Genomic DNA, 16,487 nt, shown 5'->3' on the forward strand with positions numbered 1-16,487 from the left:
TGACTTGCGCCACAGGCCCTTTTGAGGAAATGCTGGTGGGTCGTGCGTGACTCGAACACGCGACCAACGGATTAAAAGTCCGCTGCTCTACCGACTGAGCTAACGACCCGGAAAAACTGAATCCGCGATTATAGGGAGGCCCCCTGGGGGTGTCAAGACGCCGCCGGCGTCACGCCATACGCTCCAGGCGCCACATCTGGTACTTGAAGGCGAGCACGGCGCCCACCATGATCGTTGCGAACACGATGAACGAGCCGACCGCCAGCGTCGACACGCCCGACAGCCCCTGGCCGATGGTGCAGCCCAGCGCCGTGACGCCGCCGGCGCCCATCAGGATGCCGCCGACCATGTGGTTGGCCACGTCCTCGGCATTGCCGAAACCTTCCCAGCGGAACGTGCGCGACGCCAGCGCGTAGGCGGCGGCGCCGGCGATCACGCCGATCACGCTGACGATGCCGATGGTCAGCACCTTGCTCTTGTCGCTGAACAGCATCAGCCAGTCCAGCGTGTAGGCGTACGGCGCCACAAAGCTCAGGCTTTCCATGCGGCCGCTGTTGGTGCCGACGAACAGTTCCTCCAGCGTGTTCGGGTCTTCGGACACGTAGCCCAGATGGCCCGACACGTACCACATGCCGACGATGATCAGCCCCACGGCCAGCCCGCCCAGCAGGTTGTCGAACGTGCGGAAGCCGTTGCCGAGCAGCGCCCAGACCACCAGCACGGCGCCGATGGCCCCGCCCAGCACCAGTTGCAGCGTGCCACGCGCCATGCCGCTGGCCTGCGCCACCAGCGACGGCAGGTCCTGCGTCGACGGCAGCGCCACCGCCACCGCGTCGACGGTATTCACGCGCACCACGCCGAACAGGCCGCGCAGCGTCATGTAGGCCGACAGCCCCAGGAACACGAACACCACCAGCGACTTCAGGTTGCCGGCGCCAATGCGCACCAGCGTCTTGCTGCCGCAGCCCGACGCCAGCACCATGCCGAAGCCGAACATCAGCCCGCCCACGGCTGCCGACAGCCACGCCAGCTTCGCCGACGTGTAGATCGTCTTGGTCGGGTCGATCAGGCCGGCCCACGCCAGCACGCCCGTGCCGATCATCGCCACGCCGATGGCCAGAACCCACATCCGCATGCGGCTCCAGTCGCCAATGTTGACGATGTCCGAGATGGCGCCCATCGTGCAGAAATGCGTGCGCTGCAGGACGGCGCCGAACAGGAAGGTCAGGACGAAGGTGCTCAGCAGGACCGTGTGCGTGAGCGCGGGGATGTCGATGTCGGGCATGTCTCGGGGATGGCTCGTGGAACGTCTTGGTGTTCTGGGTACCGCGGTGTGCGGGGGCGCTCGGCGGCGCCCCTTCTTGTCTGGTCAGCCGGCCCGTCAGGCGGCGGTCTGGTAGCGCGTGGGGTCCGCCACGCCGGCCTGCTCGAAACCGGCCCGGCGGATGCGGCACGAATCGCACACGCCGCAGGCGCGGCCTTCGTCGTCGGCCTTGTAGCACGACACGGTCAGGCCGTAGTCGACGCCCAGCTTCACGCCGGCGCGGATGATGTCCGCCTTGGTCATGTCGATGATCGGCGCGTGAACGCGGAACCGGTCGCCCTCGACGCCGGCCTTGGTCGCCAGGTTCGCCAGCGTCTCGTAGGCCGACACGTATTCGGGGCGGCAGTCGGGATAGCCTGAGTAGTCCACGGCATTGGCGCCGAAGAACAGGTCGCGGCCGCCGATGGCCTCGGCCCAGCCGAGCGCCAGCGACAGCATGATCGTGTTGCGGGCCGGCACGTAGGTGATCGGGATGCCGCCCGTTTCGCCCGCGGTGGGCACGTCCAGCGCATCGTCGGTCAGCGCCGAGCCGCCAAAGCGGCGCAGGTCCAGGTCGATGATCTCGTGCCGCTTCGCGCCCAGCGCGGCCGCCACCTTGCGGGCGGCGTCCAGTTCGGACGAATGGCGCTGGCCGTAGCGCATCGACAGCGCGTAGGTTTCAAACCCGGCCGCATTGGCCATGGCGAGCACGGTGGCGGAGTCCAGGCCGCCGGATAACAGGACGATTGCGCGTTGGGTCATGATGTGCGGTGCGCGCGGAACAAGCGCGCTGTAGTCACGCCTCGATGGGCGAATCGCGTATTTTAGCGCGGTTGCCTGGCCTGACTGCTGCCTTGCTCCACTCTCCCGCATGCGGGAGAGGGAAGCCAGCCGCCGGCCGGTCTCCCACCTACCCACCACCCCCCCTAAAAAGAAAAAGCCCGCGAACGTCGCGGGCTTTTCCTGACTGCCTTGCTGCGGATACCGGTTACTTCAGCGTCTTCAGCCGGTTGCTGGCGGCCTGGGCGCCTTCGGTGCCGGGATACTTCGACACCACCGTCTCCAGCGTCTTGCGGGCCTGTGCCTTCTGGCCCGTTTCCAGCTGGTTGTTGGCGATGGCGATCATGGCGTCGGGTACCTTCGCATGCGTCGGGTACTGCTGCACCATGTTCTGCAGCACGAAAGTCGAACCCTTGTAGTCACGCTGCGCGTAGAGCGAATTGCCGAGCCAGAACTGGGCCAGCGGCAGGTACGGGCTCTGCGGATACTTCTTCGCAAACGCCGAGAAGGCGTTGCCCGCGCCCTTGAAATCGCCCGACTGGAACTGCTTCAGCGCGGCGTCGTACTCGGGTTTTTCGGTCGGCTGTGCAAGCCCTTCCTTGCCGTCGACGGTCACCTGCTGCGGCTCGAACTTCTTGAGGCGCGCGTCGAGGTCGGCGTAGTAATCCTTCTGCTGCTTCTGCAGCGTGTCCACCGTGTTCTGCAACACCTCGTTCTGGCCACGCAGCCGTGCCACTTCCTGACGCAGACCCTCAAGCTGGTTCTGCATGTCAAGCTGCTGACGGCTGTTCTGGTCGATCCGCTGCGATGCCGTGGCCTGGAAACCGTTGAACTGGTCCCGGAGCTGGATCACCGCCTTGCGCGCCTCGTCGTCGTCGAACACGCCGGCGTGGGCGGAACTGGCTGCCAGCAGGCCGCCAGATACAGCGGCCAGCCACAGCAGGGTGGAAACGCGAGCATTCATGAAGGATTATTCCGTGGATCAGTAGACGATGTCGGCGCGACGGTTCTCAGCCCACGAGGCTTCGTCGTGGCCGGTGGCCTTCGGCTTTTCCTTGCCTAGGCTCACAGCTTCCATCTGCGACTCGGGCACGCCCAGCGACGCCATCGAACGGCGCACGGCCTCGGCACGCTTCTGGCCCAGGGCCAGGTTGTACTCGCTGGTGCCGCGTTCGTCGGTGTTGCCCTGGATCAGGATCTTGCGGCTCTTGTTGGTGCCCAGGTACTGCGCGTGCGACTGCAGCACGCCCTGGTATTCCGACTTGACCGAGTAGCTGTCGAAGTCGAAGTACACGCTGCGCTTGGCCAGCGGGCTGTTCGGGTCGTTCAGCGGATCGGCGGCCACCACCGGCGCCACGGCGCGCGGATCGGTCTGGGCGCCGCCCGTGCCGGTGCCGGCCTTCGAAGCGTCGTCCAGCTTCACGCCGGAGCTGCAGGCGCCCAGGGCCAGCAGGGCAGCCAGGGCGAGCGATTTGGTCATCATTTGGGACATGGCGAGAGACTCCTCTTTTTCTACTGCATGAAAGGACCCCAGGACGGCTCGCGAACCTCGCCGGACTGGAGCGACAGAACCTGTTTCGTTCGGCCGTCCGTGGAGACCGCCGCCAGAACCGAGCGGCCGCCCACACGGGTGGCATACAGGATGTATTTGCCATTGGCGGCGAAGCTCGGGGCTTCGTCGTTGGACGTATCCGTGAGAGAAGTCACATCACCGTTGGACAGGTCCTGCAGTTGCAGGCGGAAGCCGCCCGAACGCGAGATGTAGGCCAGGTACTTGCCGTCCGGCGACACGCGCGGACTGACGTTGTAGTTGCCCTTGAACGTCACGCGTTGCGCGGCGCCGGATTCCTCGCCAGAGGCCGGCATCCGGTAGATCTGCGGCGCACCGCCGCGATCGCTGGTGAAATAGATGCTGCGGCCGTCCGGCGAGAACTGCGGCTCGGTATCGATCGCGCTGCTGCGCGTGATGCGGCGCAGGCCGGAGCCGTCGGCGTTGACCAGGTAGATCTGCGTGTTGCCGTCGCGCGACAGCGCCACGGCCAGCCGCTGGCCATCGGGCGACCACGACGGGGCGCTGTTGTTGCCCTTCTGGTTCGATACCAGCGTGCGCTTGCCGGTGGCCAGGTCATGCACGTACACCACCGGCTTCTTGGCCTCGAACGAGACGTAGGCCACGCGGCGGCCATCGGGCGACCACGACGGCGAGATGATCGGCTCGCTGCTGGACAGCGCCACCTGGGCGTTCTGGCCGTCCGAATCGGAGATCAGAAGCTGGTAGCGGCTGCCCACCTTCGACACGTACGACAGCCGCGTGGCAAACACGCCGCGCTCGCCCAGCAGCTTTTCGTAGATGTAGTCGGCAATCTTGTGCGCGGTCACGCGAAGCTGGCTCTGCGACACGTTGAACGCCAGGCCGCCAAGGCTCTGGCCCTTGACCGTGTCGTACAGGCGGAAGCGCACCTCGTACTGGCCATTGCCGCTCGGGGTGACGCTGCCGGCCACGAACGCATCGGCGCCCTTGGCCTTCCAGCTACCCAGGTCCACCTGGGCCGATTCGGGCACGGTGGCACCGGCGGGATCGATATTGCGGAAACGGCCGCTATTGACCAGGTCGGCGCGGATGACGGCGGTCAGGTTCTGCGCGCCCTGCCCTTCGCCCTGGAAGTTGGCCGTGGCCACGGGGAACTGGTTCGAACCAACGCCCGTGATTTCCACGTTCAGTTGCGCGTGCGCCGCGCCGGCCGACATCAGCGCCACCGCCAGCCACGCCATCAGCGCGTGGCGGCCCTGGTCGCGGGTGATCGTGGTGGTCTGGCGTCGGGACAGCCAGTTAGGGGCCCAAAGCTTTCGCATGCTGCTCCTCAGTCGATTTCAGGATTCATCGGTACGGCGGGCACAGCAAGCACGTCGGCACGGACGGCATGCAGCTTGGCGCATGTCCGTCGTGCGCGCGTGTTGCACGCTGCCGGCCGCGTCAGGCAACCGTTCATGGTAGCGATCGGACTGGCGGCCAACGATGAAGGTTGCATTATGTTGCAAATCATGGCACTCGACGCTCCGCCCTGTCAGTCCTTCGGACGGAACGTGATGGTGAACTCGAACGACGGCGCCTTGCCGTCTTCGTCGCGCGGCAGCGGGTCAGAGCGCTCCACGGCGCGCAGCACGGCGTTGTCCCAGTCGGTGTCGCCGCTGGACTTGGCCAGCCGCTTGGACAGGATCGACCCGTCCGGCGCCAGCCGCACCGCCACCACGGCGGCCGGATTGCCCTGCACGTCGCCGTTGAAGATGATGTTCGGCTTGACGCGGCGGCGCACGCGGTCCGAATAGCCCGGCGACGCCTTGCCGCCCGAACCCGCGCCCGAGCCCGTGGCGCTGCCGACACCGCCGCCGCTCGACGCGGCGCTGCCGCCGCCGGCCAGCGCCTGCAGCCGCGCCAGTTCCGACTTGCGCTGCGCATTGGCCGCGGCTTCGCGCTTGGCCTTGGCGTCCGCGTCGGCCTTGGTCTTGGCCTTGGCCTGCTTGTCGGCATCGGCGCGCGCCTTGGCCTCGGCGTCCTTGCGCTCCTGCTCGGCCTTTTCCTTCTCGCGCGCGGCCAGGGCGGCCTTGTCAGCCTTTTCCTTGTCAGCCTTCTTCTTCGCGTCTTCCTTGCGCTGCGCCTCCAGTTGCTGCTGGCGCTGTTCTTCCTTGCGCTGCGCTTCCTTCTGTTCCTGTTCCTTGCGCTCGCGCTCGCGGCGCGCGGCTTCCTCGCGGGCGGCGGCCTCCTCGGCCTGCTTGCGCTTCTTCTGTTCCAGCGCGATGTCGGCCTCTTCCTCGACCTTGCTGCGCACGGCCGGCTGCGGCGGCGCGGGCACCGGCTGCTCCACCGGACGCGGCGGCGGCGCCGGCGTGACGTCGGGAATTTCCTCCCACAGCTCGGCCTCGGCGCCGACCGGCGTGCTGCTCTGCCAGTGCACGCCGTAGTACAGCACGATGCCGAGCAACAGGTGCATCAGCAGCGCAAGCAGGAACGACCGCGTCGTGCCGCGTTCCTTGACCGGCTGATACGGATAGGCGGCGGCCTTCGCGCCCGAAGGGCTTGGCTGCGGATGACGTGACGGGATGCTGGCCACTTTGGGACGCAATGACGCTTACTTGGACTTGACCATCAGGCCGACGCGCTTGACGCCATCGGCCTTGAGCACGGACATGACGTCCAGCACGGCTTCGTACTTGACGGCCTTGTCGGCGGCGATCACCACCGGCTGGTCCGGATTCTCGTTCTGGCGCTGGTGCACGAAATCGATCAGGCCGCGCTTGTCGAGCTTGCGCTCGAACGACCCGCCCGAGCTTTCCTTGCCGCGCGCGGTGAGCTGGCCGTCCTCGTGCACGGTGACGATGATCGGCGGCGTCTGCTGCTGCGGCGTGGCGTTGGCCACCGACGGCAGGTCCACGACGGCCGGGTTCACGATCGGTGCCGCCACCATGAAGATGACGAGCAGCACGAGCATCACGTCGATATACGGCACGACATTGATGTCGGCGCTGGCCCGGCGGCGCGAACCGCCCCGGCGCTGGATGGCTGCCATGGCTGTGCTCCCCAGTCGGTTCAGCGGGTCTGCCGCTGCAGGATGTTCAGGAATTCTTCCATGAAGCTTTCGAACCGGATGGCCAGCCGGTCGATCTCGGTGGCATAGCGGTTATAGGCAATCACGGCCGGGATGGCGGCGAACAGGCCGATCGCGGTAGCGACCAGCGCCTCGGCGATGCCGGGGGCCACCGATGCAAGCGTCGCCTGCTGCACATTCGACAGGCCCCGGAACGCGTTCATGATCCCCCAGACGGTGCCGAACAGGCCGATGTACGGGCTGACCGAGCCAACCGACGCCAGGAACGGCAGGTGGGATTCGAGCACGTCCATCTCGCGCTGGTACGCGGCGCGCATGGCGCGGCGGGCGGCGTCGAGCAGCGCGCCGGCATCGTTGCTGCGCTCGCGGGCCTTCAGGAATTCACCCATGCCCGATTCGAAGATGCGTTCCAGCGCGCCGGTGTTGTGGCGGTTGTTGACGGCGCTGTTATAGAGCGCCTGCAGGTCGCCGCCGGCCCAGAAATCGCGCTCGAAGCCCTCGGTCTGGGTGCGCGCCGCGCGCAGCGCCAGATGTTTGCGGAAGATGTAGGTCCACGAGAACAGGGACATCACCAGCAGCAGGGCCATGACGGCCTGTGCCAGCAGGCTGGCGTGAAGGACCAGCGAAATGATCGACAGGTCTTGTGTGACGGTCACCGGATTCATCGAGCGTTTTTAATAGTGGCGAGAACAGGAGCAGGAATCGGGGCCGGACGGAATGTGACTTTATCGACACATCCCACACGGATTTTGCCGCTGGCCAGCATCACGTCCCCTCGCCAGGCTTCCTGGGTGAATTGGACCGATGCCGGCCCGACCCGTTCGACGAGCGTACGGATCTCCAGCTGGTCGTCCAGCCGGGCGGGCGCATTGTATTCCACCGCGGTACTGCGTACGACGAAGACCACGCCGGACGCATCGGCAAGGGTCTGTTGTTCAATGCCGAGCGAGCGCAGCCATTCGGTCCGCGCCCGCTCGAAGAACTTGAGATAGTTGGCGTAGAACACCACGCCGCCAGCGTCGGTGTCTTCCCAGTACACGCGCAGCGGCCACACGAAATTTGGCATGGCCCGCATTGTAACGGAGCGCACTGGTTAACCCGTACGCGACTTTGCAACAGCAAGTTGCGAGCCATGCGCCACAAGCCCTTGGCCGCGCAGGCCGCACGGCGGCCCCGGGCTTGACCTCGCGGGTTGCGGCAAGCGGCCCGTTCGCATAAACTCTGCGGCAACCATTCCACCTTGCGCGACTGGCGAAGTCAGTGGGTACTACCACGAGGAAGCGCAAGATCTTTGGGCGTGAAGTTGCAAGCGCCTGCCGCTCGCCTGGGCAGCGAATGGGAAGCAGGGTGCGCCCTGCATCGGTCAGCCGCGCGTTGCGGCTCACGATGCTGGACGCCAGTGCCTTCCCCGCGCGCCCTATCCGCGAAGTTTCCCGCTTCCATCCGAACGCCGATCCGCAACCGATCTTCATATCGACATTGCCGTCCGCTTTCCTTTTTACAGACGAGTCACGCCATGTTTGAACGCAGCCGTTTCACGATCGAACAGATCGATCCCGAAGTCTTCGCCGCCATCGAGAAAGAAAACCAGCGCCAGGAAGACCATATCGAACTGATTGCTTCCGAGAACTACACCTCGCCGGCCGTGATGGCCGCCCAGGGTTCGCAACTGACCAACAAGTACGCCGAAGGGTATCCGGGCAAGCGCTACTACGGCGGCTGCGAGTACGTGGACGTGGTGGAACAACTGGCCATCGACCGCGTGAAGCAGCTCTTCGGCGCCGAAGCCGCCAACGTGCAGCCCAATTCGGGCTCGCAGGCCAACCAGGGCGTGTTCTTCGCCATGCTCAAGCCGGGCGACACGATCATGGGCATGAGCCTGGCCGAAGGCGGCCACCTGACGCACGGCATGGCACTGAACATGAGCGGCAAGTGGTTCAACGTGGTCAGCTACGGCCTGAACGCCCAGGAAGACATCGACTACGACGCGCTGGAAAAGCAGGCCCACGAGACCAAGCCGAAGATGATCATCGCCGGCGCCTCGGCCTTTGCCCTGCGCATCGACTTCGAACGCATCGCCAAGGTTGCCAAGGCAGTTGGCGCCTACTTCATGGTCGACATGGCGCACTACGCCGGCCTGATCGCCGCGGGCGTCTACCCGAACCCGGTGCCGCACGCCGACTTCGTGACCACCACCACCCACAAGAGCCTGCGCGGCCCGCGCGGCGGCGTGATCCTGATGAAGGCCGAGCACGAGAAGGCCATCAACTCGGCCATCTTCCCGGGTATCCAGGGCGGCCCGCTGATGCACGTGATCGCCGGCAAGGCCGTCGCGTTCAAGGAAGCGCTGCAACCGGAATTCAAGACCTACCAGCAGCAAGTGGTGAAGAACGCCGCCGTGCTGGCCGAGACGCTGATCTCGCGCGGCCTGCGCATCGTGTCGGGCAAGACCGAAAGCCACGTGATGCTGGTGGACCTGCGCGCCAAGCAGATCACCGGCAAGGAAGCCGAGAAGATCCTGGGCGACGCGCATATCACGGTCAACAAGAACGCCATCCCGAACGACCCGGAAAAGCCGTTCGTGACCTCGGGCATCCGCCTGGGCTCGCCGGCCATGACCACGCGCGGCTTCAAGGAAGAAGAAGCACGCCAGGTGGCCAACCTGATCGCCGACGTGCTGGACAACCCGCACGACGCCGCCAACATCGCCCGCGTGCGCGAGCAGGTGTCGGCGCTGACGCGCCGCTTCCCGGTGTACGGCTGATCGGCCTGAACGGGCTGAACGGCCTGGACGGTCCTTCCGCGTACCGATAGTCAGTACGCACCAACAGCGCCGCCGCCTCCGGGCGGCGGCGCCGGTTGACCCGCCGCAATCCCGCAGCAGAATTCGAAGATGCAAAATGCGGGCTGGCACATTTCTTCAGGTGGTCAGGCATGAAATGCCCCTTTTGCGGTCATTCCAATACCCAGGTCCTCGATAGCCGCGTCTCGGAAGACGGCGAAACCGTACGCCGCCGCCGCCGCTGCGAAGCCTGCGACCGCCGCTTCACCACCTACGAACGCATCGAACTGTTCTTCCCGGCCATCGTCAAGAAAAACGGCTCCCGGGTGGACTACACACGCGCCAAGCTCAAGGATTCCATGCGCCTGGCGCTGCGCAAGCGGCCGGTATCGGCCGAGGCCATCGACGAAGCCATCCTGCGCATCGAGGAAAAACTGCTGGCGCTGGGCGAAAAGGAAATTTCGAGCAGCCAGGTGGGCGAGCTGGTCATGCGCGAACTGCGCAAGCTGGACAAGATTGCCTACATCCGCTTTGCCTCGGTCTACCGCAGCTTCGAAGATGTGTCGGAATTCCGCGACGTACTCGACGAGTTTTCAACCCCTACCCCACGAAAGGGGTAGCCACTTGGCCAAAAAAGCTGTCTAATCTGCACTAGCCTCCTTTGGGTAAGGAGGCGGGCGAGCGGGCGCGCGCTCCCGTCGGACCGGATCGGACCAAACCGAACCGGCACGAACGGCAGCGCGGCAACAAACAGCCGCCAGCGGAACCGGTCCCGTCAGAGGCCCGGACGCACACAGAATTCCAGCGCGCCGCGCAAAGAACAAAAAAGAACTGTCGTTTTTTGGACGGGAGTTACAAATGGGTCAATTCCGCTGCCGGGAGGCAGCCGGCTTCACCATGCTTGAAGCATTGGTTGCTATCGTCGTGCTCGCCTTCGGCGTGCTCGGCGTGGCCAACCTGCTCGTCAAGTCTTTCCGCTTCGCCCAGCAATCTTCCTACGACATCGTGGCGCTGCAGATCGCCAACGACATGGCAGATCGCATGCGCGCGAACGACGCGCTGACCCGGGCCGGGGCCTACGACAAGTTCGACACCAGCAATGGCGCGCCCGCCATCGCCGACAACGCCAATCCCTACGTCACGCCGTGCACCGGCGACGCCAAGACCTGCGCCCCCCTGACTGCGGCGTTCGACCAGGCCGAATGGGCTCGCATGATCGCCGCGAACCTGCCCAAGGGCCGCGCGGTGGTCTGCCGCGACGCCACGGCTTTCAACCTCGATACCGGTTACGACTGGGGCTGCGCCGTGGGACCCGGCGGCGCCACGGCTACGCCGCTGGTCGTCAAGATCGGCTGGGTCTCACGCTTTGCCGACACCGGCGGCACAGACGTGCCAGCCGGCTCGAAACTGGCCGATTCCCGCGACGCCAAGGGCGATGCCAAGCCCCAGATCGTGGTCACCATTCTCCCGGGGGTGGAGCAGTGATGCGCCGCACGATTCCAACCACCCGGCGCCGCTCCGGCGGCTACACGCTGGTCGAACTGATGGTCACGCTGGTGCTGTCGCTGCTGCTGCTGTCGGCCGGCCTGGCGTTCTACATGATGAGTCGCAACAGCTACGCGACCATCGATGACAGCGCCAACCTGCAAGAGCGTGGCAACTTCGCCATTTCGGTGGTCACCCGGATGCTGCGGCAAACCGCCTTCACCCCGCCTGCCAGCGGCGGCGGGGGCCTGATGACGGTCGACGACCCGATGATCGACGGCAAGGACCATTGCGCGGCGCCTCAGATCACGCCCGATGCAAACGGACTGCAGCGCGTGACCTGCGGCGGCGGCGTGGCGATCAACAACAGCGACGCAGTGATGATCCGCTTCTTCGGCATCTCGAATCCCGATGGTACGCCGGACGGCTCCGTCGTGGACTGCGCGGGCATAGCCGTCGGCGCTCTCGACGAGAAGAACAAGAACACCGCCGCCAAGCAACGCGGCCTGGCCCTGCTCTACGTCGACACGGGCAGCAACGGCAAGCCGGCGCTGATGTGCAAGTACCCCGAGCGCAAGAACGGCGCGGTGGTGCCAGACAGCTACGTCACTCAGGAACTGGTGCCCGGCGTGGAAGCGTTCCAGGTGCTGTACGGCATTGCTGTCAACGACGACGAAGTCCCGGACAAGTTCGTGACCGCGGACCAGATCGGCACGAACGAATGGGACATGGTCCTGACGGCCAAGGTGGCAATGGTCGTCAGGACCGACAACCTCAACGCCACCGGCACCGACGCCGGCACCTTCAATCTGTTTGGCACGCTGGGTTCGAGCCTGCCGGACGCCTCGTACGTACCGAAGGTCGATACGAAGGCCGCACGCAAGCTCTACACGGCCACTGTGCAGTTGCACAACTACCTCACCTGCTACAAGGGAGACGTCCTATGCTTCTGACGACCCGCGTCAACAGGCTGGCGCCCCGCCGGGAGCAGGGCATCGCACTGATCACGGCCGTGATCATGCTGCTGGTCATCACGATGCTCGCCATCGCCGGCGCCCGGGCCGCGCTCGACACCAAGCGCAGCTCGCGCAACCAGCGCGACTTCGAGATCGCCTTCCAGGCCGCCGAGGCAGCACTGCGCGACGCCGAGAAGGATATCGAATCCGGCAGCCGGGCCGACTCGTTCATCCCCACCGCGCCCAAAGGCTTCATGGTCGGTTGCGGCACGGGCACCAGCAAGGCCGACCCCACGCTGGGACTGTGCGACACCACGGACACCTGGACCACCACGAACATCTGGGACCAGGTCGACTGGACAACCAAGGTTGGCCAACGGACGGTGGAATATGGCACGTTCACCGGCCTGGCCTTCCCTACCGGCGCGGGCCTGACCCCGGCCCGCAAGCCCCGCTACCTGATCGAGATCTTCCAGGACACGGAATTGGGCGAGGATGCCACGGGCACGCAGTCGCCGCCGTCGTTCATCTATCGCGTCACCGCCGTGGGATTCGGGCCGAACGACACCACCCGCGCGGTGGTGCAGACCTACTATCGGCGGGGCCAGCTACAGCCGTCCGCCACGTGATGCGGGCCGCCGGCCCGATCTCCCAACCGCTTCGCTTCTGCCTACACGCAACGGGACCTACGTCATGAAGATCCTGAACCGATTGCTGCCGCTGGTTGCCCTGTGCTGGGCAACGCTCGCCGGCGCCGCCACGACCCCGACCGTCCCGACGGTCGATATCGCCAAGACGCCGCTCTATGGCAAGGTGCAGAACCTGCATCCGAACCTGATGCTGGCGCTGTCCGTGGAGTTTCCGACCACGGGCGCGGCGTACCGCGGCGCATACAGCGCCAACACCGAGTACGTCGGCTACTTCAACAGCGGCAAGTGCTACGCGTACGATGCCACGAACGGCTACTTCACGATCAGCGGCAATGCGTCGGCAACCCGCACCTGCTCTGGCCAGTTCAGCGGCAACTTCATGAACTGGGCGGCCTCGTCGGCCATCGACATGCTGCGCCTGGCCATGACCGGCGGCGACCGCGTGGTCGACACCCGCACCCAGACCGTGCTCCAGCGCGCCGTGCTGCAGGCAGACTTCTTCAAGAGCGGCAGCTATTTCCCGCTGAAGACACTGTCGAAGAATGCCAATGGCGTATCGCCCAGCGAAGTCACGCCATACACGTACTCCACCCTGTACATGGCGTCGTGTGGCAACCATATCTTCTTCGCCAACTCGGATAGCAACGGATTGAACTGCAGCAGCCTGGGCCAGTACGCAGACCAGGTCGACCGACGGGGGAACCTGACGGAACGCCGCTCGTACCGGGTGCAAGTGCAGGTCTGCGACAGCAACGAAGCCACGTCCCGGACCGATCTCTGCTACAGCTACGACGGCACCAACTACAAGCCGGTGGGCGAAATGCAGCGCAACGCCGAGCGCGTGCGCTTTGCGGCGTTCGGCTACCTGAACGACAACTACAACAACGGCAACCTGGCGCAGAACGAACGCTACGGCGGTGTGCTGCGTGCGCCGATGAAGTACCTGGGCAATTCGGCCGTCAACACCGACCTCAAGACCATCACGAACACCGCCAAGGAATGGGATGCCTACGGCGTCTTCGCGGCCAACCCGCTCGGCGACAGCACGGGCAACAGCGGCGTGGTCAATTACCTGAACAAATTTGGCCGAACGACGATTACCAGCCTTGGCAAGCCGACCGACAACCCGACTGGCTCGTACAAGACCTACGACCCGCTGAGCGAACTGTTTTACGAATCCATCCGCTACCTGCAGTTCCACAACAAGGGTCCCACACCGGAAGCGGTCAATAACCTGACCACGGCCAACACCGACAACTTCGCGGTCTACTCGTCCTGGAACGTCGACCCGATGCTGAACAAATGCCAGCGCAACTATGTGCTGACGATCGGCGACATCAACACCCACCAGGACAACTACGTGCCCGGCAACACCTACACCGGGCGCGGCGATCCGACGAGGGCCGTGGACAGCTACAGCGGCTTCGACGTTGTCGACTGGACCAAGCGCGTCCAGGCCATGGAAATGAACAGTCCCGACGTAGGCAACCCGTACGCGGATACCAGCACCACCATCGCCAACATGCTCTCGAGGGGGCACCCGACCTCGTCGAACTCGTCCTACTACATGGCGGGCGTGGCGTACTGGGCGCACACGGCCGCCTTCCGTCCCGACATGCCGGACGCCCGCGTCACCACTTTCGGCATCGACGTGAACGAGGCGGGCAACGGCACGGTAGGCGACGCGCAGCGCCGCAGCCAGATCTACCTGGCGGCCAAGTACGGCGGCTTCCTGAACGCCCTCAAGGACGGCGGCAACAACGATGGCAACCCGTTCCAGACACTGGTCAACGGCAAGCTGACCAAGACCAATACCGAATGGGAAACGGCCCCCGGTTCGAAACTGCCGACCAACTGGTTCCTGGCCAGCCAGCCGGCCGACATGATCCGGTCGATCCGCAAGGTGTTCGACGTGGTGGCCAGTTCCGGCGGCACACTGTCCGGCATCGCGCTGAGCAGCAACACCGTCTTCACCGACCAGACCGTCTACACCCCGGGCTTCGACAGCCAGTGGAACGGCAAGCTGATGGCCTTCCCGCTGGTGCGCGGCACCGACGGCACGGTGAGCGTGTCCGGCACCCAGAAGTGGGAAGCCGGTGCGAAGCTCGCGGGGCGCACTCCGGCCTCGCGCGTCATCTATACGCTGAACAGCCAGACCGGCACCGGCGCGCCGTTCCTGTGGGACAGCCTGTCGAAGGACCAGCAAACGGCGCTGAACCTGAATCCCGAAACCGGCAGCGCCGACGGCCTGGGCAGCAGGCGCGTGGACTACCTGCGCGGCGACCGCAGCCAGGAGAATGACGGCGCCGGCAACGGCGGCTTGTTCCGCCAGCGCCAGACCCGGCTCGGCGACATCATCAACTCGGGCCCCGTGTACGTTGGCGCCCCCGCCCCCCTGCGTCCGGGCACCGGCTACAGCACGTTCTACTCGACCTACCAGTCGCGCACACCGGTGGTCTACGTCGGCGCCAATGACGGCATGCTGCACGGCTTCAATGCCGAGACCGGCGACGAAGTGCTGGCCTACGTGCCCAACGCGCTGTACGGCACCCTGAACCAGCTGACCTCACGCACCTACAACCACCGGCCCTATGTCGATGCCACGCCGACAATCACCGAAGCCCAGATCGGCGACAAGTGGAAGTCGGTGCTGACCGCTGGCTTTGGCGGCGGCGCCCAGGGCGTGTTCGCGCTGGACGTGACCGCCCCGGACAGCTTCGGCGCCGCCAATGTGCTGTGGGAGTTCACCGACCAGCATGACAAGGACATGGGCAACGTCATGGGCCGGCCCCAGATCGCCAAGCTCATGAAGGGCAAGGACAGCAAGGGCGTGCCGCAGTATGGCTGGTACGTGATCGTGGGCAACGGCATCAACGCGAACCTGGAAGACAAGTCCTACGACGCCGACGCCCCCGCGGTGCTGTTCATCCTGTCGCTGGACAAAGCGCCCTCCGAGAACTGGCTGGAAGGCGTCAACTACTGGAAGATCAAGACGCCCGTGCCGGCCGCGGTCCCGCCCTACTCCACCGCCAACGGCCTGAGCACGCCTGCCGTGGTCGCCGGCGCGAACGGTACCGCGCTGGCCGCCTACGCGGGCGACCTGCAGGGCAACCTCTGGAAGTTCGCGCTCTCCGGCACCAGCGACACGTGGAACGCCGGCGAGAAGGGCGCCCTGCCGGCCTATGGCGGCTACCCCGGCAAGCCGATGTTCATTGCCACCGACAAGACCACGGGCACGCGCCAGCCCATCACGATGCAGCCTTCGGTGACCTATGCCCCGGGCGGCTACATGGTGTTGTTCGGTACCGGCAAGTACTACGAACTGGCCGACACCGCACCCAACCCGACGTCGGGCAACGCCTTCTACGGCATCTACGACGACAACACGCTGTCGTATGCCGGCAACCGCAGCGCCCTGAACCCGCTGACGCTGAAGTACAGCGCCGACGGCTCGACGATCCAGTTCACCGGCACGGCGATCGCGCCGGGCTTCGTGGGTCTGCGCAAGCCCGGCTGGGTAATGGACTTCCTGGACAAGACCGAGCGCCAGATCACCTCGGCGGCGCTGTCTGGCGGCCTTGTGTACTTCAACTCGATCTACACGGCCGTCGACGCCTGCAACACCGCCGGCGGCAGCCGCAGCTACACGCTGAACACGCTGACGGGGCTGCCGGTGAACGGCACATCGGGCATCCAGTCGTCCAACGGCCTGCTCGGTGCGCCGACGATCATCGTCGTGACACGCAGCTCGGACCCGCGCGGCTCAGTCGGCGGCTACATCCAGACCACCAAGACGATGGCCCTGAGCTTTGGCGCCGACGGCACCATCTCCACGTCGGGCGGCGGCCCGACCGACCCCGGCCAGAAGAAGCGCCCGGGCCGCCAGAGCTGGCGCGAAGTCCGCAACTTCAAGATTGACTGATGGAG

The 16,487-nt window shown here is 65.6% G+C and carries 15 protein-coding genes, 1 tRNA gene and 1 riboswitch; of the genes, 6 read left to right on the forward strand and 10 right to left on the reverse strand.

All coding sequences use genetic code 11. From position 1 onward, the window contains the following. Nucleotides 1-33 precede the first annotated feature (33 nt). The 10 genes from QTN24_RS02155 to ybgC form a co-directional block, all read right to left on the reverse strand. A tRNA-Lys gene (locus tag QTN24_RS02155) sits at nt 34-109 on the reverse strand. A gap of 60 nt (nt 110-169) precedes the next feature. Then, complete coding sequence (locus tag QTN24_RS02160) at nt 170-1,285, reverse strand: YeeE/YedE family protein (protein ID WP_313835168.1); 1,116 nt, start codon at nt 1,283-1,285, stop codon at nt 170-172. A 96-nt stretch (nt 1,286-1,381) separates the two neighbouring features. Next, entirely contained in the window at nt 1,382-2,065 is a 684-nt protein-coding gene (gene queC / locus QTN24_RS02165; RefSeq protein ID WP_313835169.1) for a 7-cyano-7-deazaguanine synthase QueC, read from the reverse strand. 226 nt (nt 2,066-2,291) lie between these two features. Next, nucleotides 2,292-3,047, reverse strand: coding sequence for a tol-pal system protein YbgF (ybgF, locus tag QTN24_RS02170; protein ID WP_124683528.1), 756 nt, complete (start codon nt 3,045-3,047; stop codon nt 2,292-2,294). Nucleotides 3,048-3,065: 18 nt separating this feature from the next. Continuing rightward, nucleotides 3,066-3,575, reverse strand: a complete 510-nt coding sequence (gene pal, locus QTN24_RS02175; protein ID WP_172966031.1) for a peptidoglycan-associated lipoprotein Pal — start codon at nt 3,573-3,575, stop codon at nt 3,066-3,068. Nucleotides 3,576-3,595: 20 nt separating this feature from the next. After that, complete coding sequence (gene tolB / locus QTN24_RS02180) at nt 3,596-4,936, reverse strand: Tol-Pal system beta propeller repeat protein TolB (RefSeq protein WP_124683527.1); 1,341 nt, start codon at nt 4,934-4,936, stop codon at nt 3,596-3,598. A 212-nt stretch (nt 4,937-5,148) separates the two neighbouring features. After that, nucleotides 5,149-6,192 carry a cell envelope integrity protein TolA gene (gene tolA / locus QTN24_RS02185; RefSeq protein ID WP_313835385.1) on the reverse strand — a complete coding sequence of 348 codons (1,044 nt, stop codon included), beginning with the start codon at nt 6,190-6,192 and terminating at the stop codon, nt 5,149-5,151. A gap of 18 nt (nt 6,193-6,210) precedes the next feature. Further along, nucleotides 6,211-6,648: a protein TolR gene (gene tolR, locus QTN24_RS02190; RefSeq protein WP_124683526.1), complete on the reverse strand. Its 438-nt coding sequence runs from the start codon at nt 6,646-6,648 to the stop codon at nt 6,211-6,213. 20 nt (nt 6,649-6,668) lie between these two features. Continuing rightward, nucleotides 6,669-7,352: a protein TolQ gene (gene tolQ / locus QTN24_RS02195; protein WP_061956800.1), complete on the reverse strand. Its 684-nt coding sequence runs from the start codon at nt 7,350-7,352 to the stop codon at nt 6,669-6,671. Then, nucleotides 7,349-7,753 carry a tol-pal system-associated acyl-CoA thioesterase gene (ybgC, locus tag QTN24_RS02200; RefSeq protein ID WP_313835170.1) on the reverse strand — a complete coding sequence of 135 codons (405 nt, stop codon included), beginning with the start codon at nt 7,751-7,753 and terminating at the stop codon, nt 7,349-7,351. The genes tolQ and ybgC overlap by 4 nt, the downstream gene beginning before the upstream one ends. A 168-nt stretch (nt 7,754-7,921) precedes the next feature. Then, nucleotides 7,922-8,024, forward strand: a riboswitch (ZMP/ZTP riboswitch). A gap of 179 nt (nt 8,025-8,203) precedes the next feature. Between ybgC and glyA the strand changes: the two genes are divergently transcribed. From glyA to QTN24_RS02230, 6 genes are all read left to right on the forward strand, one after another. Beyond that, nucleotides 8,204-9,451 (forward strand): serine hydroxymethyltransferase, encoded by a 1,248-nt coding sequence (gene glyA, locus QTN24_RS02205; RefSeq protein ID WP_124683524.1) that lies wholly within the window; start codon nt 8,204-8,206, stop codon nt 9,449-9,451. Between the two features lie 170 nt (nt 9,452-9,621). Next, entirely contained in the window at nt 9,622-10,089 is a 468-nt protein-coding gene (gene nrdR / locus QTN24_RS02210) for a transcriptional regulator NrdR (RefSeq protein ID WP_124683523.1), read from the forward strand. A 238-nt stretch (nt 10,090-10,327) separates the two neighbouring features. Beyond that, nucleotides 10,328-10,954: a type IV pilus modification protein PilV gene (gene pilV, locus QTN24_RS02215; RefSeq protein ID WP_313835171.1), complete on the forward strand. Its 627-nt coding sequence runs from the start codon at nt 10,328-10,330 to the stop codon at nt 10,952-10,954. Continuing rightward, nucleotides 10,954-11,907, forward strand: coding sequence for a PilW family protein (locus QTN24_RS02220; RefSeq protein ID WP_313835172.1), 954 nt, complete (start codon nt 10,954-10,956; stop codon nt 11,905-11,907). Before pilV ends, QTN24_RS02220 begins: the two co-directional genes overlap by 1 nt. Continuing rightward, nucleotides 11,898-12,539, forward strand: a complete 642-nt coding sequence (locus QTN24_RS02225) for a PilX N-terminal domain-containing pilus assembly protein (protein ID WP_124683520.1) — start codon at nt 11,898-11,900, stop codon at nt 12,537-12,539. The genes QTN24_RS02220 and QTN24_RS02225 overlap by 10 nt, the downstream gene beginning before the upstream one ends. Before the next feature lie 64 nt (nt 12,540-12,603). Beyond that, nucleotides 12,604-16,482 (forward strand): pilus assembly protein, encoded by a 3,879-nt coding sequence (locus QTN24_RS02230; RefSeq protein ID WP_313835173.1) that lies wholly within the window; start codon nt 12,604-12,606, stop codon nt 16,480-16,482. The last annotated feature ends 5 nt before the right edge of the window (nt 16,483-16,487 follow it).

Source organism: Cupriavidus sp. SZY C1 (assembly GCF_032190535.1).
GTDB classification, from domain to species: Bacteria; Pseudomonadota; Gammaproteobacteria; order Burkholderiales; family Burkholderiaceae; genus Cupriavidus; species Cupriavidus pauculus_C.